Source organism: Citrobacter sp. Cpa228 (assembly GCF_030333085.1).
GTDB lineage: Bacteria > Pseudomonadota > Gammaproteobacteria > Enterobacterales > Enterobacteriaceae > Citrobacter > Citrobacter pasteurii.
The window spans coordinates 232,899-253,566 of record NZ_JAOWGQ010000056.1 but is presented as its reverse complement, the minus strand read 5'-3'; the positions used below and the strand labels follow the sequence as shown (position 1 = coordinate 253,566).

General features: G+C 48.2%; 26 protein-coding genes. 24 read left to right on the top strand and 2 right to left on the bottom strand.

Features of this window, described 5'->3' with window-relative positions; translation table 11 throughout:
• Positions 1–117: 117 nt before the first annotated feature.
• The 4 genes from OGX91_RS23080 (at position 118) to OGX91_RS23065 (ending at position 4,433) form a co-directional block, all read left to right on the top strand.
• Positions 118–1,224, top strand: coding sequence for an AAA family ATPase (locus OGX91_RS23080; protein WP_286627414.1), 1,107 nt, complete (start codon positions 118–120; stop codon positions 1,222–1,224).
• Between the two features lie 4 nt (positions 1,225–1,228).
• The gene (locus tag OGX91_RS23075) at positions 1,229–3,463 is read left to right on the top strand and encodes a S8 family serine peptidase (protein WP_286627413.1); all 2,235 of its coding nucleotides are present in this window, start codon (positions 1,229–1,231) and stop codon (positions 3,461–3,463) included.
• 158 nt (positions 3,464–3,621) lie between these two features.
• Positions 3,622–3,783 (top strand): hypothetical protein, encoded by a 162-nt coding sequence (locus tag OGX91_RS23070; protein ID WP_286627412.1) that lies wholly within the window; start codon positions 3,622–3,624, stop codon positions 3,781–3,783.
• A 245-nt stretch (positions 3,784–4,028) separates the two neighbouring features.
• A complete protein-coding gene (locus OGX91_RS23065; RefSeq protein ID WP_286627411.1) occupies positions 4,029–4,433 on the top strand; it encodes a hypothetical protein in 405 nt (134 codons plus the stop codon).
• Between the two features lie 729 nt (positions 4,434–5,162).
• Here the strand turns inward: OGX91_RS23065 and OGX91_RS23060 are convergent.
• Complete coding sequence (locus OGX91_RS23060) at positions 5,163–5,948, bottom strand: hypothetical protein (RefSeq protein WP_123924672.1); 786 nt, start codon at positions 5,946–5,948, stop codon at positions 5,163–5,165.
• A gap of 432 nt (positions 5,949–6,380) precedes the next feature.
• Between OGX91_RS23060 and OGX91_RS23055 the strand changes: the two genes are divergently transcribed.
• From OGX91_RS23055 to OGX91_RS23010, 10 genes are all read left to right on the top strand, one after another.
• Positions 6,381–7,076 carry a DJ-1/PfpI family protein gene (locus OGX91_RS23055; protein ID WP_137346184.1) on the top strand — a complete coding sequence of 232 codons (696 nt, stop codon included), beginning with the start codon at positions 6,381–6,383 and terminating at the stop codon, positions 7,074–7,076.
• A 323-nt stretch (positions 7,077–7,399) separates the two neighbouring features.
• Positions 7,400–7,636, top strand: coding sequence for a DinI family protein (locus tag OGX91_RS23050; RefSeq protein WP_046671203.1), 237 nt, complete (start codon positions 7,400–7,402; stop codon positions 7,634–7,636).
• A gap of 124 nt (positions 7,637–7,760) precedes the next feature.
• Complete coding sequence (locus OGX91_RS23045; RefSeq protein ID WP_286627410.1) at positions 7,761–7,943, top strand: hypothetical protein; 183 nt, start codon at positions 7,761–7,763, stop codon at positions 7,941–7,943.
• A gap of 145 nt (positions 7,944–8,088) precedes the next feature.
• A complete protein-coding gene (locus OGX91_RS23040) occupies positions 8,089–8,397 on the top strand; it encodes a Ref family recombination enhancement nuclease (RefSeq protein WP_286627409.1) in 309 nt (102 codons plus the stop codon).
• Positions 8,390–8,749: a RusA family crossover junction endodeoxyribonuclease gene (locus tag OGX91_RS23035; protein ID WP_286627408.1), complete on the top strand. Its 360-nt coding sequence runs from the start codon at positions 8,390–8,392 to the stop codon at positions 8,747–8,749. The genes OGX91_RS23040 and OGX91_RS23035 overlap by 8 nt, the downstream gene beginning before the upstream one ends.
• Positions 8,746–9,351 (top strand): hypothetical protein, encoded by a 606-nt coding sequence (locus tag OGX91_RS23030; RefSeq protein ID WP_286627407.1) that lies wholly within the window; start codon positions 8,746–8,748, stop codon positions 9,349–9,351. The genes OGX91_RS23035 and OGX91_RS23030 overlap by 4 nt, the downstream gene beginning before the upstream one ends.
• Before the next feature lie 383 nt (positions 9,352–9,734).
• Positions 9,735–10,049 (top strand): hypothetical protein, encoded by a 315-nt coding sequence (locus OGX91_RS23025; RefSeq protein WP_124021129.1) that lies wholly within the window; start codon positions 9,735–9,737, stop codon positions 10,047–10,049.
• 2 nt (positions 10,050–10,051) lie between these two features.
• Complete coding sequence (locus OGX91_RS23020; protein ID WP_286627406.1) at positions 10,052–10,591, top strand: lysozyme; 540 nt, start codon at positions 10,052–10,054, stop codon at positions 10,589–10,591.
• Positions 10,592–10,691: 100 nt separating this feature from the next.
• Positions 10,692–11,210, top strand: coding sequence for a DUF2514 domain-containing protein (locus OGX91_RS23015; RefSeq protein ID WP_286627437.1), 519 nt, complete (start codon positions 10,692–10,694; stop codon positions 11,208–11,210).
• 30 nt (positions 11,211–11,240) lie between these two features.
• The gene (locus tag OGX91_RS23010; protein ID WP_286627405.1) at positions 11,241–11,534 is read left to right on the top strand and encodes a hypothetical protein; all 294 of its coding nucleotides are present in this window, start codon (positions 11,241–11,243) and stop codon (positions 11,532–11,534) included.
• A 42-nt stretch (positions 11,535–11,576) separates the two neighbouring features.
• Here the strand turns inward: OGX91_RS23010 and OGX91_RS23005 are convergent, their stop codons facing one another.
• The gene (locus OGX91_RS23005) at positions 11,577–12,011 is read right to left on the bottom strand and encodes a hypothetical protein (protein ID WP_286627404.1); all 435 of its coding nucleotides are present in this window, start codon (positions 12,009–12,011) and stop codon (positions 11,577–11,579) included.
• A gap of 244 nt (positions 12,012–12,255) precedes the next feature.
• On the opposite strand from OGX91_RS23005, the gene OGX91_RS23000 reads away from it, so the two are divergent.
• The 10 genes from OGX91_RS23000 to OGX91_RS22955 all read left to right on the top strand — a co-directional run bounded on the left by OGX91_RS23000 (position 12,256) and on the right by OGX91_RS22955 (position 20,659).
• Entirely contained in the window at positions 12,256–12,615 is a 360-nt protein-coding gene (locus OGX91_RS23000; protein ID WP_286627402.1) for a hypothetical protein, read from the top strand.
• Between the two features lie 247 nt (positions 12,616–12,862).
• Positions 12,863–13,408, top strand: coding sequence for a terminase small subunit (locus tag OGX91_RS22995; protein ID WP_000453624.1), 546 nt, complete (start codon positions 12,863–12,865; stop codon positions 13,406–13,408).
• The gene (locus tag OGX91_RS22990) at positions 13,383–15,305 is read left to right on the top strand and encodes a phage terminase large subunit family protein (RefSeq protein ID WP_286627401.1); all 1,923 of its coding nucleotides are present in this window, start codon (positions 13,383–13,385) and stop codon (positions 15,303–15,305) included. The genes OGX91_RS22995 and OGX91_RS22990 overlap by 26 nt, the downstream gene beginning before the upstream one ends.
• Positions 15,305–15,511 (top strand): phage head-tail joining protein, encoded by a 207-nt coding sequence (locus OGX91_RS22985; protein WP_003034782.1) that lies wholly within the window; start codon positions 15,305–15,307, stop codon positions 15,509–15,511. The genes OGX91_RS22990 and OGX91_RS22985 overlap by 1 nt, the downstream gene beginning before the upstream one ends.
• Positions 15,508–17,100 (top strand): phage portal protein, encoded by a 1,593-nt coding sequence (locus tag OGX91_RS22980; protein ID WP_286627400.1) that lies wholly within the window; start codon positions 15,508–15,510, stop codon positions 17,098–17,100. Before OGX91_RS22985 ends, OGX91_RS22980 begins: the two co-directional genes overlap by 4 nt.
• A complete protein-coding gene (locus OGX91_RS22975; RefSeq protein WP_286627399.1) occupies positions 17,081–18,409 on the top strand; it encodes a S49 family peptidase in 1,329 nt (442 codons plus the stop codon). Before OGX91_RS22980 ends, OGX91_RS22975 begins: the two co-directional genes overlap by 20 nt.
• Before the next feature lie 9 nt (positions 18,410–18,418).
• On the top strand, positions 18,419–18,751 hold the full coding sequence (locus OGX91_RS22970; protein WP_155021185.1) for a head decoration protein: 333 nt from the start codon (positions 18,419–18,421) through the stop codon (positions 18,749–18,751).
• 67 nt (positions 18,752–18,818) lie between these two features.
• On the top strand, positions 18,819–19,844 hold the full coding sequence (locus OGX91_RS22965; RefSeq protein WP_200048608.1) for a major capsid protein: 1,026 nt from the start codon (positions 18,819–18,821) through the stop codon (positions 19,842–19,844).
• 45 nt (positions 19,845–19,889) lie between these two features.
• A complete protein-coding gene (gpFI, locus tag OGX91_RS22960) occupies positions 19,890–20,294 on the top strand; it encodes a DNA-packaging protein FI (protein WP_286627398.1) in 405 nt (134 codons plus the stop codon).
• An 11-nt stretch (positions 20,295–20,305) separates the two neighbouring features.
• Positions 20,306–20,659, top strand: coding sequence for a head-tail joining protein (locus tag OGX91_RS22955; protein WP_286627397.1), 354 nt, complete (start codon positions 20,306–20,308; stop codon positions 20,657–20,659).
• The last annotated feature ends 9 nt before the right edge of the window (positions 20,660–20,668 follow it).

The following is a 20,668-nucleotide window of genomic DNA, read 5'->3' as shown; positions in this document are numbered from 1 at the left end:
GTGTGTGCTTAACATTTATCATAGAATCCTTGACACATTAACCGTTATGGATGACATTTACAGTTGTTTTAGGCGCGAAATTTTGATTTTAGTTGTCATGTGTCAATCTGAGAAGGTATGAAAGTGTTAGTAGAAGATATTGTGGCTCTCATTGAGGCATCTCTGGATGCAAACTATTCTGAAGTGCGAAGCGTAAGTAATCGCATTGCGAGGGCTATCAGTGTCGAGGATATGGATGGGGCAAAGAAGATAAAATCGGTGCTTCGTCGTAAGGGCGTTCCTCTGCGCAGTTCCGGATATAGCGATAGCTTGCCAGTAGATCCTAAGTCTAGAATGCCTCTACTTGAGGAACATCAATGGCCGGTGACCCCTCTTTTATTAGGGGAAAGTGAAAGAAATACTTTTACTACTTTTATTGAGAGTGTAAAACAACAAGATAAGTTAATTGAAAATGGTCTAACAGGTAAACTGGGTTTGTTACTTTCTGGTCCTCCAGGAACAGGGAAAACATTGATTGCGGGGCATATTGCATCTCAGCTTAACAGGCCTCTTTATGTCGTAAGATTAGATTCAGTTATTTCTTCTTTATTAGGTGATACGGCTAAGAATTTACGGCAAATATTTGAATTTGTACCGTCACGTAACGGTATACTTTTACTTGATGAAGTAGATGCTGTTGCTAAAGTGAGGGATGATAAGCATGAGATAGGGGAACTCAAGAGAGTTGTTAACACATTAATACAAGGATTAGATTCTCTTGATGATAATTCAGTAGTGATTGCAGCAACAAATCATGCTGAACTACTTGATCCTGCTATATGGCGACGTTTTCCATTTAAAATACGTTTAGATTTACCATCACAAGACTTGAGGGAGGTGTTGTGGGATCATTTTCTTTTTCAGGATAATGGTAAAAGTAAGGAGTTAAGAGCGTTAGCCGCAATTTCGGAAGGAATGAGTGGGGCAGATATTGAAACTATTTCAATAGCTGCAAGAAGACAAGCTATTCTAAATGATACGGAACTAAGTCTGCCGTCAATTATTTTATCTGTAGTTGATAGTGATTTTAATAATTCAGTAATGCCATGCAGCAATGATATGGAATTGGTTAAAAAGAAAAAGCTTATAAATTTATTGTCAGAAACAAGATTATTTTCAAAAACTGAAATTGCAGATCTGCTGAGTTTAAGCAGGCAAACAATTTCTAGCCATTTAAAGGAGTAATACTATGGCAGATGGTAATAGCAGAAAAAGAACATTAAACCCAATCCTTTCATTCTTGGCTGAACCGACCCCAAAAGCTGTTACTGGGGGAGGGAAAAGTGCGGGGGGAATCGAATGGTCAAGATTGGATTCTCAACAAAAAATATTATCTGAGAATTTAAGGTCTATTCAGAAAGATAAAGATTTAGTAGACCATTCTGGTAAAATCCATCTGCTTGTTAAAATGTTCGATGACTCCTTGGCACCATCATGGACACCAAATGACCTCTTTGAAACCAACGCAGCGACAAGAATAGTAACCCCCGCTTACAATGGTTTCCTTGTGGAAACATCCAAAGATAAAATTCCAGATATTATTAAAAGAATAACCTCCGCGAATACCGATAAGATTAAAGTCGATATATCTAGGCTTAAAAGTATAAAAGGGTTTGATAAAAATGAGGTGCTTAGGAATAAAAATGAAGAAGAAGTTTTTGGTGAAGATACTAGCACAGGCAAACAATTTAATGTTTGGGCATTGCCGTTCCATGATTCCAAAGCTCGAGTTTCAGTTGCTGAAGAATTGGAATTATTAGTAGATGACGGTATTTTAACATTTGGTGAATCAAACTTCGATAATATTTTCTCAAATGACAAGAACAACAATCAAAATCGTTCTTTTTCGAAAAAACTGAGTCACTATTTGGCAAGTGGACACTTGTCATTTACAACAGTTATACAATCAAAGCAAGATTTCAAGAGATTAGTTTGTTCTGGTGCGATATATAGGATAGAGCCTGTAAAACCTATTACGACAAAATCATTACCTCCAGGGGATGGGGCTGAGCCATCTCCTAAAATGATTAATAAAGATAGTGCTCCTGTAGTAGTTATCATTGACGGTGGCTGCTCCGCCCAATCATACGTACCTTTAAATGTCATTAATATTAAACCTCTTGTGGACATCAGGTCAGCAGATTTAAAACATGGTAATCGTGTTACTTCAATTGTGTGTCAGGGAAGTGCTTGGAATAATAACTTGGCACTTCCGCAGTTGGAGTGTAAATTTGTGAGTGTGCAGGCGATTAACAAACAAGGCACTCTATCTCAGCCAACAACAGAACAGTTTGTAAACTACCTCAGAGAGGTTGCTGAAAAAACAAAAGGTATCTCATCAGTATGGAATTTATCCTTTAACGAAGTTAGCCCAACTGATAATATTGAGGAGATAAGCTATTTGGGGCATGAGATTAATACAATCGCTCGTGAGTTTTCAATATTGCCAGTTATCTCAATAGGTAATGTTAGTAGTGATAATTCTTCAAAGCTTTGCCCGCCTGCTGATTGCGAAGCTGCTTTAACAATATCAGGTAGACAAGCTAATAAAGCTGGTGGTGTCGATTCTGCATGCTCTGAAAGTTTACGTGGACCTGCCCCTGGAGGAATGAAAAAACCGGAGCTTTCGTGGTTTTCGAAACTTAGAATGATTGGTGGAGATATTGCTACCGGGACTAGTTTTAGTGCACCGCTGATTTCAAATATAGCGGCACACACGTTTAAAAATATTAAAAAAGCAACACCAGATTTAGTAAAAGCATTACTCATAAATAAATCAGAAGGTACTGAGCACGACTTAAGAATAGGATGGGGTACCCCTTGGCATAAAAGTAAATCAATGCCATGGTTATGCGAAGATGGCTCTGTAACCCTGGCTTGGAATTCAAAGTTAAAAGCTGGAAGCTCCTATTATTGGAATGATATTCCTTTACCGCCAGAAATGATTGTAGACGGAAAAATTAAAGGAGAGATAACATTAACTGCAATTTTAAAACCTTTAGTATCTGAATTTGCGGGAGATAACTATTTTTCAACAAGATTACAGTGTGCTCTTCAACATGTAAATGCTGAATCTAAAGCAAAAAATCTCCTTGGGACAATGAAAGAGTCAACTCAAAAAGAAGTCGATTCTCGTCTAGAGTTAGCAAAATGGAGCCCTGTAAGGCATCATGCAAAAACTTTTAGTGGTGTTGCTGTAGATAGTGACAAAATAAGATTATACGCAAGAATTTTTACTCGAGACCTATATCAGTTTGGATACTCGACACATCATGAGTTAGATGAGCAAGATGTGGCATTTGTTTTAACTTTCAAAAGTTATAATGACAATCCGTCAATATATAACTCAATGAAACAACGCCTACACAACAAGGTTGAAGTTGCAACTATCGAACAAGATATCGATCTCGATAGTCATGTCTAAAAGATTGAGGATTGTTGAGGATCCGGAAACGCTTTGTGGAAATTGGTTACTAAAATCCCATCGGTACATTAACCCGCTTCGGCGGGTTTTTCACTCTCTAACGGATATGCTATTTTTTATGCAATAAGAGCGATTAGTAAGATGCTGCTGGGGAGAACATGGATTTAACGGACGACGAAGAGAAACGCATAGAATTTGAAAAATTCATCATTGAAAGGTTTGGTGATACGGTTGATCTTCGCAGGGCGAAACATGGCAATAACGGATATATTTCATGGGAAGTGGCTGTTGCTTGGATTGTCTGGCAAGAGCGTTCATAGCACCATGAAACAACGTCTACCTCTAGCGGGCGCTGATTTATTATGGCGCTGCCCGGAGCGTCCCGTCATTCACTATGGACTCCCACTTAGCAACGTCGTTTTAGAATTTGATTTTGATCCGCTATGAGAGAGGAGCGGAAGTTCGCAGTTGTTCACTCCACCCTCCATAGACATCTTCCGGTGCTTCCTTTATAGTAACTTCACCCCAGCATTCAACGATCTCGAGTCCCCGTCAGGAATAGTTAATGATCGCTCTAACTGCGTTGGATTATCTGAAATATATGGGAGTCGGGTTAGTTCTGATCCCTTTTTTTCTTGTATCTAAAGCTGTAATGATTAAAACCCGAAATGAGTTCAAGAATAGTGGGCTTGGCTCTGCAGCTTTTTTTCTAGTGGTTCATATTATGCTATTCCTTGCTCCTGTGGGTATTCTCTTTGCTACCTATATTGATAGAGGAACTAGTGCATTATTAATCGCTTCTCTTACTTTCTTGCTTATATTAGCAGGCGCATACCTTTACGACAGGATAATCAAACGCACTTTCGTCATCAGGATTGATGAGGAAACATTTTATTTACTATATCATCGAGCAAAAGATGACGGTGTTTCCATCAAAGACCTGATTGTGGGCAGAGTGAAAAAAGGATAATGGTACAGTTTGTCTTACAGATCTGAATGAGTCATATCAAAAAAGGGTATTATGCATTAACATCAATAGTGTCTCTATAGCTTGAGGCAATCAGGCCAAGTGATAAGAAACTCTGACACCAGACATCAATTAATGATCCTGACCTGATTCCTATTGATTAATACAGTCTGATGTAAGCAATATTCGCTCCTGGCGCTGAGCGGACCAGTCCGAAGATCGAGGTCCGCAGTGAGCGAGAAGCGGAAGATTAATGGGGCAACTATTTTCTTGGCTTCCTTTTCAGGAATAATTACCATGTAGCATAACTTTTGTTATCCTAACCACTCCTCCGGGTATATTGATCATATGCGAAAATTACAAAAATTAATTGCAGCCGAATATACCAACCCTCCGCCTCAATCCAAACTATCTTCGACTGCGATACCTCGTATTGCATCAAAATGTCGAAAGGATGAAATTGCAGACGCACATATCCTCATAAAGCAGCTCAAAGCTGAGTTGGCCACTGTTCCTGATTGGGATGGAGATACACAGGATGACATCTGGAGAACTATCGAGCTGCTCAGAGCAATCTTGGCGAAGGTAAGATAATAAATGCCCCGGATGTCCGCTCCTGGCACAATGCGGACATCTGAACTTAGCTTTAACAGATAGTATAACGGCAATAAACCTGCGCTGGCTCTGGACAAACTGACACGGTCCTTCAGCGCGCCGTCCTGGCCGTGGTGATTAACGTTTATTCGCAGCCAGCGAAAACAGGCTCAGGGAGGAGATTTGCATCCGCATGGAGGAAATTTGCTGTTTTTGCAACGTCAGCAAGGCGTCGGTAAAGACCGTATTTTCGCCGGTACTGTCACTTGTGGATTTAGCCACCTTGCTTACCAGTTGTTGTTCCAGACCTTCAGAGTATTGCGCTTGTTCAATAGCCGGCAGCTCACGATAGTGACTCAGCAGCGCACTATAAGATTTTTTGTAGCTGCCGGAAGCGCTGATCTCTTTTTGCGCACTACTGATAAATTGTTGCGTCCATTTATCTTCCTGACTGCCGATCTCTTGTAAGGCCGCGCGTCGCTCATTGACGGTAAATGCACTGCCATCATCATAGGCAATCAGCGCGAGCTGTTCGCGCTGCATGCCTGCAAACGGATTGGTGGTTTTGCCGTTGAGAAAATCTGTCGCTTTGCTCGCCAGTTGCAGAAGTTCAGTGCTTTGCGTATCAGGGATTTCCTGATCGTGTTTCGCCTTATTCTGGGTATAAACCGGGCCATCAATCACCGTTAACAGCGACTCAGCCATGCTTTGCAACTGGCTGCGACTGCTGGATGCATCACGTATTTCTGCCCGGGTTGCCGCATCGCTGAGCAGGCTCGCCAGGCTTGAAAAGGTGGTCTGCGTGGCGGAAGTTAACGATGTCGATTTAGCGGTTGTCGATGATTCAGTTTTTTGCCCCGTCGTTGATGAGGCGGAGGTATAGGTCGTAATTGGATTTTGAGAATTACCCATTTTAATGTGCATTAATTTTTCCTTTTGCATTCCGAAACGGATCCTTGCCACCTGAAATTGGGGCATTGCAAAATAAAACGGCATTCTGTGTGCAAACATTAGCAGGTAGTATGTTCTCCCACTTCTTTTGGTAGGGACAATCACACATTGTCTGGCGTTGAGACAATCAGTGAGTCTGGAGTCAGATTACAAGCGTATTTCATATGACAGCATCCATAAGGTCCGCTTCTGGCACAGAACGGAGCAATCTACTGGTTGTCAGGTCCGCTGTGAGCGAAGAGCGGATGTTCACAATTAGATCGCCATTGACATAGCTAACTTGCTGCGTGTTAATCAGCGGGGAAGTGGGTTAGTTGAAAAAACGCACGTCTATCCATCAAACAATGCAGTTGCCTTTCATGAGAGAATAGTCATTATATTCCTCCAAATAAGAAGGTTTTCTTTATGACTGATTCTGAATGCACATCAATTGGGCTGCTCCTTTTTCCGTCTCTAACTCAGCTTGACCTTACCGGCCCTTATGAAGTATTCGTAAGAGCGCCAAACACAAAAGTTCATCTCATCTGGAAAAGCTTGGATCTGGTTGTTTCTGAGCGTGGTATGGCTATACAGCCCACAACCACATTCGAAACATGCCCCGAACTGGATGTAATTTGTGTGCCTGGTGGGCCTGGTCAAATAAATCTGATGGATGACGAAGAAGTCCTCTCATTTATCCGCACTCAAAGTAAACAAGCAAAGTTGGTGACTTCGGTCTGTACTGGGTCGCTTGTTCTGGGCGCGGCAGGGCTTCTGGAGGGTTATAAAGCAACAACACACTGGGCATCTCTAGAGCAGCTCGCATTATTAGGTGCGGAACCGATAAATGAACGCGTAGTTCGTGACCGCAACCGTATAACCGGCGCAGGCGTGACTTCAGGTATAGATTTTGCTCTCAACGTCGTGTCAGAAATGTATGGAAGTGATATCGCTCAGAATATTCAGCTGCATATGGAATATGACCCCGCGCCTCCCTTCACATGTGGCTCCCCCCGCACAGCTTCTGAAGAGCAGTTAAAAAAAGTAAAAGAACAGGCTGCACCATTAATTGAAAAGAGACTGCAAGCTACTTTAAAAGCAGCAGCCAGATTTCAGAAATAAGTGCATAGCGGAAATTCTCTCTTCACACTATCAACGTCCGCTCCTGGCACTAACCAGCCTTTTGCTGATTGAAAAAGGCGAATGAAAGTTGGTTAACACTTTACCTCATGGTCACACAGTTGATCATTGATGAGGCGTTAGTGAGGGCGAATCTTACGGGATTGTGCCGCAGAAAGAATAAAACAGTGCTAATTCAACCCGCTACGGCGGGTTTTCTTTTTTTACTACTGACAGAAATTTAACAATTTGTGCTCTTAACTCGTTGATCATTTTCGTGCATAGGTATACTGTATAAAAACACAGTATATGCAATGGAGACCATTATGAAAGTTGAATTAACCATTGATCGCATGAAAGAACTTCCTAAAGGCGCGGTACCAGCACTGGAGAAAGAATTGCTTAAGCGCCTGAACGATCACTATGACAATTGCAGGCTCACCATCCGCCGTGCCGGGTCAGATGGGTTAAGTGTTTTTGGCGGTGACAAGGACGACAAAAAGAAAATTGAATCAATCCTCCAGGATACCTGGGAAAGTGCAGACGAGTGGTTTGTTAACTAACCCCCCCCCTTAGCTGGTAGCTCCTGCTGCCATTTTTTAAATCGAGTTTCCGCATCGCCTCGCACGATTATTGCCAGGTAATTCAGGTTGATTCAGGTGTGGGAATCTTTGCAAGGGGCATCTCATGCAAATTCCGGATGATTTAATCCCAGGGTTGCCGGAGCACACTGGCCCGGTTCTGATTTATTTCGTGAAGGGGAGTGTGGTGAGGGGATTCGCTTTACGTAAAGATGAATTTGTTACGTCTTTGCGGGAACTGGAAGAGGCCAGAAAGAAAGCTGGTCTTCCTGTTTCAGATGCAGGATAAGTTGGGTTATACTCGAAAACGGGTCTGAACAGCCCACTGAGTAACACTGCGCCAACCGGGAAAACGCGATGGCGCATAAAACTGAATTACCCCATTCACACCGTTCCTTCGTGAGCTGTGTCGCTGTTTGTGCTGGTGATGCAGCATGAGCAGATCAAAGAATAAAGCTGAAAAGCTCTACTTATCTCGCGTTGCCGATTTGAATCGTATTGTCTGCCGCAATGAAGGGCTGGGAGATACTCCCGCTGAGATCCATCATTGTAGTTCCGGTACCGGGATGTCTGTTCGTGCAGATAATTTTCACGTAATTCCTCTCTGTCATACCCATCATCGTACCGGCGGTCATGGAGTGGCCATTCATGCCGGGCGGCAGTCCTGGGAAAATAAATTCGGTACTGAAACCGAATTGCTCGTGCAGGTTTTCTACGAACTGGGGGAATCGACTCATGCCTGATTATAAAATCACGCCTGTTGGTAAGCCCAGAATGACCCGTGCTGATAAATGGAGAAAACGCCCCGAGGTTCTGCGTTACCGGGCTTTCTGTGATGAAGTTCGTCTGCAGGGTGTTGATCTGCCGGAAAGCGGTTCGCATGTCACCTTCATTCTTCCGATGCCAGCGAGCTGGAGTAAAAAGAAACGCGCTGAGTTCAACGGTAAACCACACCAGGCTAAACCTGATTTTGACAATATGATGAAAGCCCTGATGGACGCCATTTACGAAAATGATGCTCATATATGGGATGCACGGGTATCAAAATTATGGGGAGAAACCGGGAGAATAATTATTGAGGAGCTAAAAGCATGACGCCACGCCAACGCAGATTACAGCAGTCAGCATTTGAAAAAGCAGCAGCTGCGCCGCGTAAAAGCTGGCTGGGTAAATGCATTCTCCTGACGGGGATCCAGTCCGGATGGATTAAATCCCTGCTCACTACATGGGGTGAGGGTGTGGGAGGAAAAACTGCCCCCCGTATGCCGCGAGGCCATGCGTGCTGGAATGTGCTTAAGGGACGGAACTGGTCAGAAAAGGCACTGGAGCGCTTCACCACAGCATTGAATCAGGCTCGTGAAGAGGGTTTCCGTGGACAGCAGGCAATGAACAGGGCACATAGCATTCTCTGGCCGCAGCCACCAGCCAGTGTAATTGATGAAGCCCTGCATAATGACGATGTCGATTTTGTTGAGCAATGCGTGCTGCAGGCGCTGGATATTAACGATCCGGTTTATGTTGTTGGCCTTCAGTATTACACCACCCGAAAAAAAATCTCAGACATAACCCGGGAACTGCAGGTGATTGCTCCCTGGCTGACACAAGAAAAGGCAAGAGAGCGAGTGAAGTGGTGTTTACAGATTTTCAGGGCAAAGGTGTTCCTGTCAGCGAAGGCTCTTTTGGAAAACGAGGAATAACGTGTTTTTTTTGCTTTTTTGTGCTGTTTTTTGTGTCTGGTGTTGAAAACTACCCAGAAAGTTAGATAATCCATTCATGCTTGGCAGAGCTGTGCCACGATGGCAGCGACGAAAAGCGAACAATTTGAATATAACGAGAACCCCGCCAGCGCGGGGTTTTTGCTTTCCGGCGATACGACAGGGGTATTCGCGAACGTGCTACGGCACAGTACCCCTGTCATATCGTCGATCTAATCTTTCCAAAATATAAAGCCTCGCAATTCTGCGGGGCTTTTTCATTTCAGGCTCACGGGTATCACTCACTGCGTGCTTTGTTGATAAATCCAGCCCGTGAAGCCTGACCCTTTCATCACAAACAGCGCCCCGATCACGGAGGTGCGGATATGCAACGTATGAACCCAACCGATGGACATAACATGCCGTACTGGTGGTCAGGCCTGCTTGGTTTTTTTTCTGTTCTGAGTTTGCAAGATTATGTATTTATCCTTGGCGCTCTGATCTCGGCTTATTTCACCATTAAGACCTACTACGCGAAGAGGAAAGAAGAACGTGAACGGCTTGATGAAGAAAAAAAAAGGACGCAGTTATTAGCTAAGTACCTTGCTGATGTAGCCGTTAAACCAAGTCGTGATCGCCCAGCGGCGGCTGAGGTCGTGACAGAGGCAATGAAACGCATCTCTGGTGAGGTAGCAAAATAACTATGGCCTCGATAAAAACAAAGATAAGCGCCGCCGTTCTGGGTCTGGTGCTTGCCGGTGCGCCAGCGTCAGTGATTCTCGACCAGTTTCTCGATGAGAAAGAAGGTAACAGTCTGACGGCCTATCGCGACGGCGGCGGACTTTGGACGATTTGCCGTGGCGCCACGATGGTCGATGGTAAGCCGGTAGTACAGGGCATGAAGTTGTCTGCTGAAAAATGCGCCAGGGTAAACGCCATAGAACGCGATAAGGCGCTTGCGTGGGTTGACCGAAATATCAAAGTACCACTGACCGAACCGCAGAAAGCGGGTATCGCTTCTTTCTGCCCTTACAACATTGGTCCAGGTAAATGCTTCCCGTCCACGTTCTACAAGCGAATCAATGCTGGTGATCGTAAAGGCGCATGCGAAGCGATTCGCTGGTGGATAAAAGACGGTGGCCGCGATTGTCGTCTGACCAAAGGCCAGAAAAATGGCTGCTATGGGCAGGTAGAAAGGCGAGACCAGGAAAGCGCGCTGACGTGCTGGGGGTTAGACCAGTGAAATATTTACCATCTGCAATCTGCTTCATTGTCGCCGGAATACTCGCATGCAAGGGTATGACTGGTTGGGGATGGTTCTTGTTTGTGGGAGTGATATTGCTATGAGTTTTCGCTCTCAGATCATTATCGCCGCGCTTCTGGTATCCGTCGCATTCATCGCCGGCAGTGTATGGAGCAGTCGCGGGTGGGAAAAAAAGTGGGCGGAACGTGACAGCGTTGAATCATCGCAAACAGCGAACGCGCAGACCGCTGCCCGCATGATTGAACAAGGGCGTATTATTGCCCGTGAAGAGGCTGTGAAAGATGCACAACAACAAGCGGCAAAAGCTGCTGCCACTGCTGCTGGCTTGCCTGCCACTGTTAGCCAACTGCGCACCGAAGCAACAAAACTTGCCGCCCGCCTGGACGCCGCAAAGCACACCGCAGATCTTGCCGCTACCGTCAGAAGCAAAACAGCTGGAGCCGACACAGCAATGCTCGCCGACATGCTCGGAAGTCTTGCGGAAGAAGCTCGATATTATGCTGAACGATCTGATGAAAGCTACAGGGCAGGAATGACGTGTGAGCGGATTTACGACTCGGTGAGAGAGTCAAACAACAAGCCTATAGCCTCGCAATAGCGGGGCTTTTTAACGATAAGAGAGTGAAGAATGAAACAAGAACAAAGCTGTGACTCGATTCTGCCGGTGGCAAAAGATTTTAAATTCTGCCTGGGCCAGCTGGTGAACCTGCGTATCAGTGATGAGTTTGGCGAGGTACAGGCCCGCTCCCAGCATGTGACAGGTGAGAACCAGTACTTTATTTACTACCAGGCCGCCAACAAATGTGCGACTGAGCGTTGGTTTTCTGAATCACAACTGGTAGCGGTGGAGGATGACCGTTCACTGGGTATGTCTGTCTTTGGTTGTGTTGAGTTGCCGGAAGATGCGGTGGTTGAAGAGTAAGGCATTACAGCAGGCATTCACTGAGTGCCTGCTACATCCTCATTAATCAATCAGGAGAATAATACCTTTTTGATGTGCTGTTGAAAGTATACCATGTATCAATATTAGAGGGATTTGCGTGTCGTCATGTTCAAGCACTGGAAACACATCGCTAAATTCATTGACGAATTTAACGTGACCTGTATGCATAATTTTCATTGAAAAAATGTATTCATCTTCATGATAAAAACATGTTTGAAGGCCAACTTGTTTGTCGTCACTAAACGCAAATTTATCTTGACTTGTAATTTCAAGCTTAAGATCTGCGAAACTAATTGCAAGGCTATCATCATCGTCCTGCGTGATGCTAATGAATCCATCTAATAAATCATGCTTACTATGGTTTATTATTTCTTGTTTTATGCTTTTACTTTTTTTAAGTAATAATGGTTTGTTTTCTTTGAGTTTCTTTGCAAAGGTGCTCTGAATGTAGTTCATTTTCGTATCTCCGTAGTTTAAATAAAAGTTTCATATTTTTATGACACAAGCGACCTCTGTTATAACATTGGAGTAAATATGGAAGTAATGATCGATGGGGTAATATACATTCCAGATCACAATTTTAAGCGCGCTTGTGGTCGTTGTAGACGATGGGTCAAAACCTTCTACCGTAGTTCCTGCTGGTGTGCAACTGGGTCGCCAGGAAACTACAGACGATAAAATCCGGCTCCGAGAACATGACTTGAGCGAGCAGGATCTCGAAAATGCTTCAGCTTCCCTACAGGGATTCGAGCAATATAATGCTGGTGGTGAAGCTTCTGTGTCATACACCATGAACATCGGTATCAATCGAGATAAGCCGGTTCAGAGCACAGTAACTATTAAAGCCCCTGAGTTTAAAAATAATTACGGCATTGATACCAATCTCGAATCTCTGCTCGAAAACATGCTGAAAAATGCTGCTGACTGTGCTGCGCTGGATGTTGCAAGGCAGGTGGCGGCAGACCAGAAAGCAATGGATGAACTGGCTAAAACAATCCGCAAAGCTATTCACAATGAATGCCTGGCTGGTGGAATTATTTGGCAAAGATTCAACCGATAGGATGCAACTGATAATAATTATCATTCGTAGGTTCTTTCCGGCGTTCCGGCCTGTTACGGGGCGGCGACCTCGCAGATTCTCGCTATTTATGAAAATTTTCTGGTTTTAGTCGTTTCCGTTCTTCTTCTCGCTAATACATTGTTTTAACTGCAAACACCCACTAAAAAGAAAGGAAATGATAAGCCTTAAAAACGGCTAAATCCCCAGAGGGCGTTTCCTTTCTCTGTTTTTGTGCATGGAGTGAGCTATGGAGGTCAACAAAAAGCGTCTTTCTGAAATATTTGGTGTCAGCGTGCGAACCATTCAGAACTGGCAGGATCAGGGAATGCCTGTAGCACGTGGCGGCGGAAAAGGTAATGAGGTCCTCTATGAATCTTCCGCGGCTATCGAATGGTATTCCGCACGCGACGCGGCGATTGAGAATGAGAAATTACGCAAGGAGGTGGAAGACCTTCGTCTTGCATCGGAATCCGACCTCCAGCCAGGTACGATTGACTATGAGCGTCACCGCCTCACCCGGGCGCAGGCAGACGCCCAGGAACTAAAAAATGCAAAAGATTCCGCTGAGGTGGTGGAAACCGCATTCTGCACGTTCGTGCTGTCGCGGATGGCCGGAGAAGTAGCCAGCATTCTTGATGGAGTTCCTCTGTCGGTTCAGCGGCGCTTCCCGGAGCTGGAAAACCGACATATTGATTTCCTGAAGAAGGACATCATTAAGGCCATGAACAAAGCAGCTGCGCTGGATGAAATAATACCGGGGTTGCTGAGTGAATATATCGAACAGTCAGGTTAAGGGGCTGCAGCACTCTGCGCGCGCGGGGCTACTTTCGCTGTACCGGCCTGAGCCGCAAACGGCGGTTGAATGGGCAGACGATAATTACTATCTCCCCAAAGAGTCGGCCTACCAGGAAGGGCGCTGGGAAACTTTGCCGTTTCAGCGCGCGATTATGAATGCGATGGGTAACGATTACATACGTGAAGTTAACGTTGTTAAGTCTGCCCGTGTTGGCTATTCAAAAATGTTGTTGGGTGTTTATGCGTATTTTATTCAGCACAAGCAGCGAAATTCCCTTATCTGGCTGCCCACTGATGGTGACGCCGAAAACTTCATGAAGTCGCATGTTGAGCCGACGATCCGCGATATTCCGTCACTTCTGGCGCTGGCCCCCTGGTATGGCAAAAAGCACCGGGACAATACGCTCAGTATGAAACGCTTCTCCAACGGGCGTGGGTTCTGGTGTCTGGGTGGTAAAGCGGCGAAAAACTATCGTGAGAAATCGGTCGATGTCGCCGGTTACGATGAACTGGCGGCATTCGATGAAGATATTGAGAAAGAGGGTTCCCCGACGTTCCTGGGTGACAAACGTATTGAGGGCTCTGTCTGGCCCAAATCTATTCGTGGCTCAACGCCGAAAACTAAAGGAACCTGCCAGATTGAGCGTGCTGCCAGCGAGTCCGGGCATTTCATGCGTTTTCATGTTGCCTGTCCGCACTGTTGTGAAGAGCAGTACCTTAAGTTTGGCGACAAAGAGACCCCGTTCGGGTTCAAATGGACGCCGGGCGAACCCTCCAGCGTCTTTTACCTGTGTGAACATAATGCCTGCGTCATTAAGCAGCAGGAGCTGGATTTCAGTGAAGCTCGTTACATCTGCGACACCACCGGGATCTGGACGCGTGATGGTTTATCCTGGTTTTCATCAACAGGCACCGAAATCGACCCGCCTGACAGCGTGACGTTTCACATCTGGACGGCATACAGCCCGTTTACCACCTGGGTGCAGATAGTCAAAGACTGGATAAAAACGAAAGGGGATACCGGAAAGCGTAAAACCTTCGTGAACACGACGCTGGGCGAAACATGGGAACCTAAAATTGGTGAACGCCCTGACGCGGAGCTTATGGCGGAACGCAAAGAGTTCTTCGGGGCATCCGTACCGGAACGTGTCGCTTATCTGACTGCCGGGATCGATTCCCAGTTGGATCGTTATGAAATGCGCGTCTGGGGATGGGGACCCGGTGAGGAAAGCTGGCTGATTGACCGGCAGATTATTATGGGCCGTCATGATGATGAAGCGACCCTCGTCAGGGTGGATGAGGCGATTAACAGAACCTACTTCCGAAAGAATGGCATAGAAATGTCGGTATCCCGTATCTGCTGGGATATTGGCGGTATTGACCCCACCATTGTCTACAACCGCTCTAAAAAGCATGGTCTGTTCCGTGTGATCCCGATTAAAGGGGCTTCGGTTTATGGTAAGCCAGTGGCGAATATGCCGCGAAAGCGCAACAAGAACGGTGTTTATCTGACTGAAGTGGGGACTGATACCGCAAAAGAGCAGATTTATAACCGCTTCACACTTCAGCCGGAAGGGAGTGAGGCTCTTGCCGGTGCCGTGCATTTTCCCAATAACCCCGAAATTTACGATCTGGCCGAGGCACAGCAGCTTACTGCTGAGGAGCAGGTTGAAAAATGGGTGGACGGACGTAAGAAAATTGTCTGGGACAGCAAAAAACGACGAAATGAGGCGCTGGACTGCTTCGTGTATGCGCTGGCGGCCCTGCGGATCAGTATTTCGCGATGGCAACTGAATCTTGATTCACTGCTCGCGAGCCTGCTTGAGGAAGAGGGGAGCCGGACCAATAACAAAACCCTGGCTGATTATGCCAGGGCATTATCTGGAGATGAATAATGGCGACACAGACTGATCTGGATGCCGCCCGCGCTGCGTTGCACGATCTCATGATGGGAAAGCGGGTGGCAACGGTGCAAAAAGACGGCCGGCGGGTTGAGTTCACCGCGACTTCTGTCAGTGACCTGAAAAAATACATTGCCGAACTTGAATCACAGGTTGGTACCACTCCACGACGCCGGGGACCGGCAGGATTTTACGCATGAAAACACCTGCTTTGTTAGGACCGGACGGTAAAACCGCTCTGCGGGATTATGCCGGATATCACGGCGGTGCTGGTGGTTTTGGCGGTCAGCTCCGCGCCTGGAATCCACCGAGTGAAAGCGCAGATGCTGCGTTATTGCCTAATTTTTCCCGTGGTAACGCACGCGCTGACGATCTGGTCCGCAATAACGGCTATGCGGCAAACGCGGTACAGCTCCATCAGGACCACATTGTCGGGTCATTTTTCCGGCTCAGTTATCGGCCCAGCTGGCGTTTTCTGGGCATTGGAGAGGAAGAGGCCCGGGCGTTCTCCCGTGAAGTTGAGGCGGCCTGGAAAGAGTTTGCGGAGGACGATTGCTGCTGCATTGATGCGGAGCGTAAGCGTACATTCACCATGATGATCCGTGAGGGTGTATCCATGCATGCGTTTAACGGTGAGCTATGCGCACAGGCCACCTGGGACAGTGATTCCACGCGTCTTTTCCGTACGCAGTTCAAGATGGTGAGCCCAAAACGCATCAGCAACCCCAATAACGCAGGAGACACACGAAACTGTCGGGCGGGTGTCCGAATAAATGACAGTGGCGCCGCGCTGGGATATTACGTCAGCGAGGATGGCTATCCGGGGTGGATGGCGCAGAAGTGGACCTACATCCCGCGTGAACTGCCTGGCGGGCGACCGTCCTTTATCCACGTATTTGAACCCCTGGAGGATGGGCAGACTCGCGGCGCCAACGTGTTTTACAGCGTCATGGAGCAAATGAAAATGCTCGATACACTGCAGAATACGCAGCTCCAGAGCGCGATTGTTAAGGCGATGTATGCCGCCACGATAGAAAGTGGGCTGGATACGCAAACCGCAATGGACTTTATTCTCGGTTCTGACAGTAAGGAGCAGCAAAGCAAGATGACCGGCTGGCTGGGGGAAATGGCTTCCTACTATACCGCGGCACCGGTTCGTCTTGGCGGCGCGAAGGTGCCACACCTGATGCCGGGCGACTCCCTGAATCTTCAGTCAGCGCAGGACACTGACAACGGCTATTCGACATTTGAACAATCTCTGCTGCGCTACATTGCAGCGGGTCTGGGGGTGTCGTATGAGCAACTCTCACGCAACTATTCGCAGATGAGTTATTCCACCGCACGCGCCAGTGCTAACGAGTCCTGGGCGTACTTTATGGGGCGCCGCAAATTTGTTGCCTCCCGCCAGGCCTGTCAGATGTTTTTATGCTGGCTGGAAGAGGCCATTGTTCGCCGCGTGGTGACATTACCGTCTAAAGCCCGGTTCAGTTTTCAGGAGGCGAGAAGCGCCTGGGGAAATGCTGACTGGATCGGCTCCGGGAGAATGGCCATTGACGGTCTGAAAGAGGTGCAGGAGGCCGTCATGCTCATTGAGGCGGGGCTGAGCACCTATGAGAAGGAATGCGCCAAACGCGGGGAAGACTATCAGGAAATCTTTGCCCAGCAGGTTCGCGAAACGATGGAGCGCCGCGCTGCGGGACTTAAACCACCAGCGTGGGCGGCTTCGGCCTTTGAGTCTGGACTGAAAAAAACGAATGAGGAGGGGAACGATGACGCCCGAGCTGCGTAATCTCCCGCACATTGCCAGTATGGCTTTCAATGAGCCGCTTTTACTTGAACCCGCCTATGCGCGGGTTTTCTTTTGCGCGCTCGCTGGTCAGTTAGGTATCACCCGTCTGACCGACACCGTGTCGGGCGTTACGCCTGGCGCAGAGCAGATGACTGAACCGCTGGCGCTCTTTGGTGATGATGAGGAAATGGGGCCAAAGCCGGCGCGAAGCTACCAGGTCACTAATGGTATCGCGGTGCTGCCTGTTTCCGGGACGCTGGTCAGTAAAACCCGCTCACTCCAGCCGTACTCAGGGATGACGGGATACAACGGCATCATCGCCCGCCTCCAGCAGGCAATCAGCGATCCGGGCGTTAACGGCATTCTTCTGGATATGGATACGCCCGGTGGAATGGTGGCGGGTGCCTTTGATTGTGCCGACATCATCGCCCGTATGCGGGATATCAAACCCATCTGGGCGTTAGCCAACGATATGAACTGCAGCGCTGGGCAGCTGATAGCCAGTGCGGCATCACGCCGGCTTGTGACGCAAACGGCCAGAACAGGATCTATCGGGGTCATGATGGCCCACAGCAATTACGGCGCCGCCCTTAAAACCAGCGGTGTCGAGGTCACGTTGATTTACAGCGGCGATCACAAGGTGGATGGGAACCCCTACGAGAAATTACCGAAAGAGGTACGCGCAGATTTTCAGGCGCGTATTGACGCCACCCGGCAGATGTTCGCTGAAAAGGTAGCGGGTTATACCGGCATGTCGGTTCAGGCCGTTCTTGATACTGAAGCGGCTGTGTTTTCAGGCCAGGAGTCCGTGGAGAACGGCCTGGCAGAGCAACTGGTCAACAACATGGATGCGCTGAACGTTATGCGCGATGCAATTAACAAACGAACGATGATTTCCCGAGGAGGAAGCATGAAAGGTACTACTGCATCCGCAGATACCACTCAACCAGCAGCTACTGCTGACCAGACCGTTGACGCGCCTGCTGTGGTCGTTACTGACCCTGCAGCTGACGCAACTGTTGATATCAGCAGCCAGGTGGCAGCAGCGGTCGCAGCCGAAAATGGTCGCATTATGGGGATCCTGAACTGCGAAGAGGCGAAAGGGCGTGAATCACAGGCGCGCGCGCTGGCAGAAACGCCGGGGATGACGGTGGAAAGTGCCCAGCGCATCCTTGCTGCAGCTCCTCAGAGTGCTCTGGCGCGTACGGATACCGCGCTGGATCGTCTGATGGAAACCGCACCCGGCACCGTAACGGCAGGTAGCGCTTCTGCTGAAGCGGGTGACGATTTGTTAAATACGCCTGTTTAAGAGGTCAACATGTCTAACACTGAACAATTTACGCACAACCAGCCCTTCGGGAACAGTGATCCGGCGCATACCGGTTATGCACCGGGTGAACTGACGAAAGCAGTACCGGCGATGACGCCCCTGATGCTGGATGCCACTTCCGGCAAGCTGACCGTCTGGGATGGCCAGCATGCGGGATCTGCCTGTGGCGTTCTGGCGGTATCAGCCGACCAGAGCAACACAGAGCTGGCATTCTATAAGTCCGGCTCTTTCCGTATTGAAGATGTCCTCTGGCCGGATACGGTGACGGATGAACACATCAAACGCAATGCGTTCACGGGTACAGCCATCAGCATCGTCTGACACCTGACTTAACAGTAACCATCATCCACAGAAGCCGCCATCGCGGCTTTTTTTACGGGAAACAACTATGTCAATTTACACAACGGCCCAACTGCTGGCGGTCAATGAGAAGAAATTCAAATTCGATCCGCTTTTCCTGCGCATCTTCTTCCGCGAAAGCTATCCCTTCAGCACCGAGAAGGTGTATCTGTCGCAAATCCCGGGCATGGTCAACATGGCGCTGTACGTCTCGCCTGTTATTTCCGGCAAGGTTATCCGCTCACGTGGCGGCGCAACGTCAGAGTTTACGCCGGGTTACGTCAAGCCCAAGCACGAGGTAAACCCGCAGATGACGCTGCGCCGCCTGCCGGATGAAGACCCTCAAAATCTGGCTGACCCGGCCTACCGCCGCCGTCGCATTATCCTGCAGAACATGAAGGATGAAGAGCTGGCGATTGCCCAGGTGGAGGAGAAGCAGGCGGTGGCTGCTGTCCTCAACGGTAAATACACCATGACCGGCGAAGCGTTTGAGCCGGTTGAAGTGGATATGGGACGCAGTGCCGGAAACAACATCATCCAGGCAGGTGCTGCGGCATGGAGCACCCGCGACAAAGAAACTTATGACCCCACTGACGATATTGAAACCTATGCGCTGAACGCCAGCGGCGTGGTCAATATCATCGTCTTTGATCCGAAGGGCTGGGCGTTATTCCGTTCATTCAAAGCGGTAAAAGAGAAGCTCGACACCCGCCGGGGTTCTAACTCTGAACTGGAAACGGCGCTGAAGGATCTGGGTGAAGCGGTCTCCTATAAGGGAATGTATGGTGATGTGGCCATTGTCGTCTATTCCGGGCAATACATTGAAGATGACACCAAAAAGAACTACCTGCCGGATTTGAGCATGGTACTGGGTAATACCCAGGCGCGCGGTTTGCGCACCTACGGCTGTATTCAGGATGTTGATGCCCAGCGTGAAGGCATTAACGCCTCCGCGCGCTATCCGAAAAACTGGGTACAGACAGGCGATCCGGCGCGTGAGTTCACCATGATTCAGTCTGCACCACTGATGCTGCTGGCTGACCCGGATGCGTTCGTGTCTGTCAAACTCGCCTGATGTCCATTCTGTGGCCCTGCGGGGCCCTGTTCCGGAGTTGTTCTTATGACAGAAAAAGAAAAGTTGATTGCGCGGCTTAATGAGCTTGGCGTGCAGCTTGGTCGGGAAGTGAATACCAGTGGCACCATTCAGGAGCTCTCTATGCGCATTGCAGAGCTGGAGGAAGAGCTGAATGACGGCACGGATACTCATAGTGTTGAAAATGGTGGCGTGAGTGATGGTAGTGCATCACCCGGCACCGTAGAACCCATGCCGCCAGTGGATACTGTGTTAAGCGGTAGAACAGATGACGCGCTGATGGCCGTCGAAACGCTGGCCACGCTGCACATTGAGGCGCTGCACGCAACCCGCGATGAACGGGTATCTATTGTGGAGGCGGGGACCGTGATCCGCGTGACAAAAGCGGATGCGGACAGCCTGGTTGCACTCGGACTGGTCCGCGAGCACTAGCAGGGGGCCATGTGGCTGATTTCGATAATCTCTTTGATGAAGCGATGTCGCAGGCGGATGGCGTTATTCGCGGGGTAATGGGCGCTGAAGCGAAGGTGACTTCCGGTGCATTATCCGGCGTGACGCTCAACGGCGTATTCGATGATCCAGAAAATATTGGATATGCCGAAGCCGGTATCCGGATTGAGGGCTCCAGACCTTCTTTATTTGTGAAAACGACAGATGTCGGCCAGCTGGAACGTCTGGATACCCTGACGGTAAACGGACGGGATTTTTGGGTGGATCGTGTAGGTCCGGATGACTGTGGCTCCTGCTATGTCTGGCTGGGAAGTGGTTCTCCTCCAAACGGAACGCGGCGTCGTTAAGGAGCATTT

Coding starts and splice junctions, on each gene's coding strand:
- OGX91_RS23015 (WP_286627437.1), top strand. CDS start 10,692: ATGAGTTTTCGCTCTCAGATCATTATCGCCGCGCTTCTGGTATCCGTC.
- OGX91_RS23020 (WP_286627406.1), top strand. CDS start 10,052: ATGGCCTCGATAAAAACAAAGATAAGCGCCGCCGTTCTGGGTCTGGTG.
- OGX91_RS23075 (WP_286627413.1), top strand. CDS start 1,229: ATGGCAGATGGTAATAGCAGAAAAAGAACATTAAACCCAATCCTTTCA.
- OGX91_RS22965 (WP_200048608.1), top strand. CDS start 18,819: ATGTCAATTTACACAACGGCCCAACTGCTGGCGGTCAATGAGAAGAAA.
- OGX91_RS22980 (WP_286627400.1), top strand. CDS start 15,508: ATGAAAACACCTGCTTTGTTAGGACCGGACGGTAAAACCGCTCTGCGG.
- OGX91_RS23070 (WP_286627412.1), top strand. CDS start 3,622: ATGGATTTAACGGACGACGAAGAGAAACGCATAGAATTTGAAAAATTC.
- OGX91_RS23045 (WP_286627410.1), top strand. CDS start 7,761: ATGCAAATTCCGGATGATTTAATCCCAGGGTTGCCGGAGCACACTGGC.
- OGX91_RS23060 (WP_123924672.1), bottom strand. CDS start 5,948: ATGCACATTAAAATGGGTAATTCTCAAAATCCAATTACGACCTATACC.
- OGX91_RS22975 (WP_286627399.1), top strand. CDS start 17,081: ATGACGCCCGAGCTGCGTAATCTCCCGCACATTGCCAGTATGGCTTTC.
- OGX91_RS23035 (WP_286627408.1), top strand. CDS start 8,390: ATGCCTGATTATAAAATCACGCCTGTTGGTAAGCCCAGAATGACCCGT.
- OGX91_RS23065 (WP_286627411.1), top strand. CDS start 4,029: ATGATCGCTCTAACTGCGTTGGATTATCTGAAATATATGGGAGTCGGG.
- OGX91_RS23040 (WP_286627409.1), top strand. CDS start 8,089: ATGAGCAGATCAAAGAATAAAGCTGAAAAGCTCTACTTATCTCGCGTT.
- gpFI (WP_286627398.1), top strand. CDS start 19,890: ATGACAGAAAAAGAAAAGTTGATTGCGCGGCTTAATGAGCTTGGCGTG.
- OGX91_RS23025 (WP_124021129.1), top strand. CDS start 9,735: ATGCAACGTATGAACCCAACCGATGGACATAACATGCCGTACTGGTGG.
- OGX91_RS22995 (WP_000453624.1), top strand. CDS start 12,863: ATGGAGGTCAACAAAAAGCGTCTTTCTGAAATATTTGGTGTCAGCGTG.
- OGX91_RS23030 (WP_286627407.1), top strand. CDS start 8,746: ATGACGCCACGCCAACGCAGATTACAGCAGTCAGCATTTGAAAAAGCA.
- OGX91_RS23005 (WP_286627404.1), bottom strand. CDS start 12,011: ATGAACTACATTCAGAGCACCTTTGCAAAGAAACTCAAAGAAAACAAA.
- OGX91_RS23010 (WP_286627405.1), top strand. CDS start 11,241: ATGAAACAAGAACAAAGCTGTGACTCGATTCTGCCGGTGGCAAAAGAT.
- OGX91_RS23080 (WP_286627414.1), top strand. CDS start 118: ATGAAAGTGTTAGTAGAAGATATTGTGGCTCTCATTGAGGCATCTCTG.
- OGX91_RS22985 (WP_003034782.1), top strand. CDS start 15,305: ATGGCGACACAGACTGATCTGGATGCCGCCCGCGCTGCGTTGCACGAT.
- OGX91_RS23050 (WP_046671203.1), top strand. CDS start 7,400: ATGAAAGTTGAATTAACCATTGATCGCATGAAAGAACTTCCTAAAGGC.
- OGX91_RS23055 (WP_137346184.1), top strand. CDS start 6,381: ATGACTGATTCTGAATGCACATCAATTGGGCTGCTCCTTTTTCCGTCT.
- OGX91_RS22970 (WP_155021185.1), top strand. CDS start 18,419: ATGTCTAACACTGAACAATTTACGCACAACCAGCCCTTCGGGAACAGT.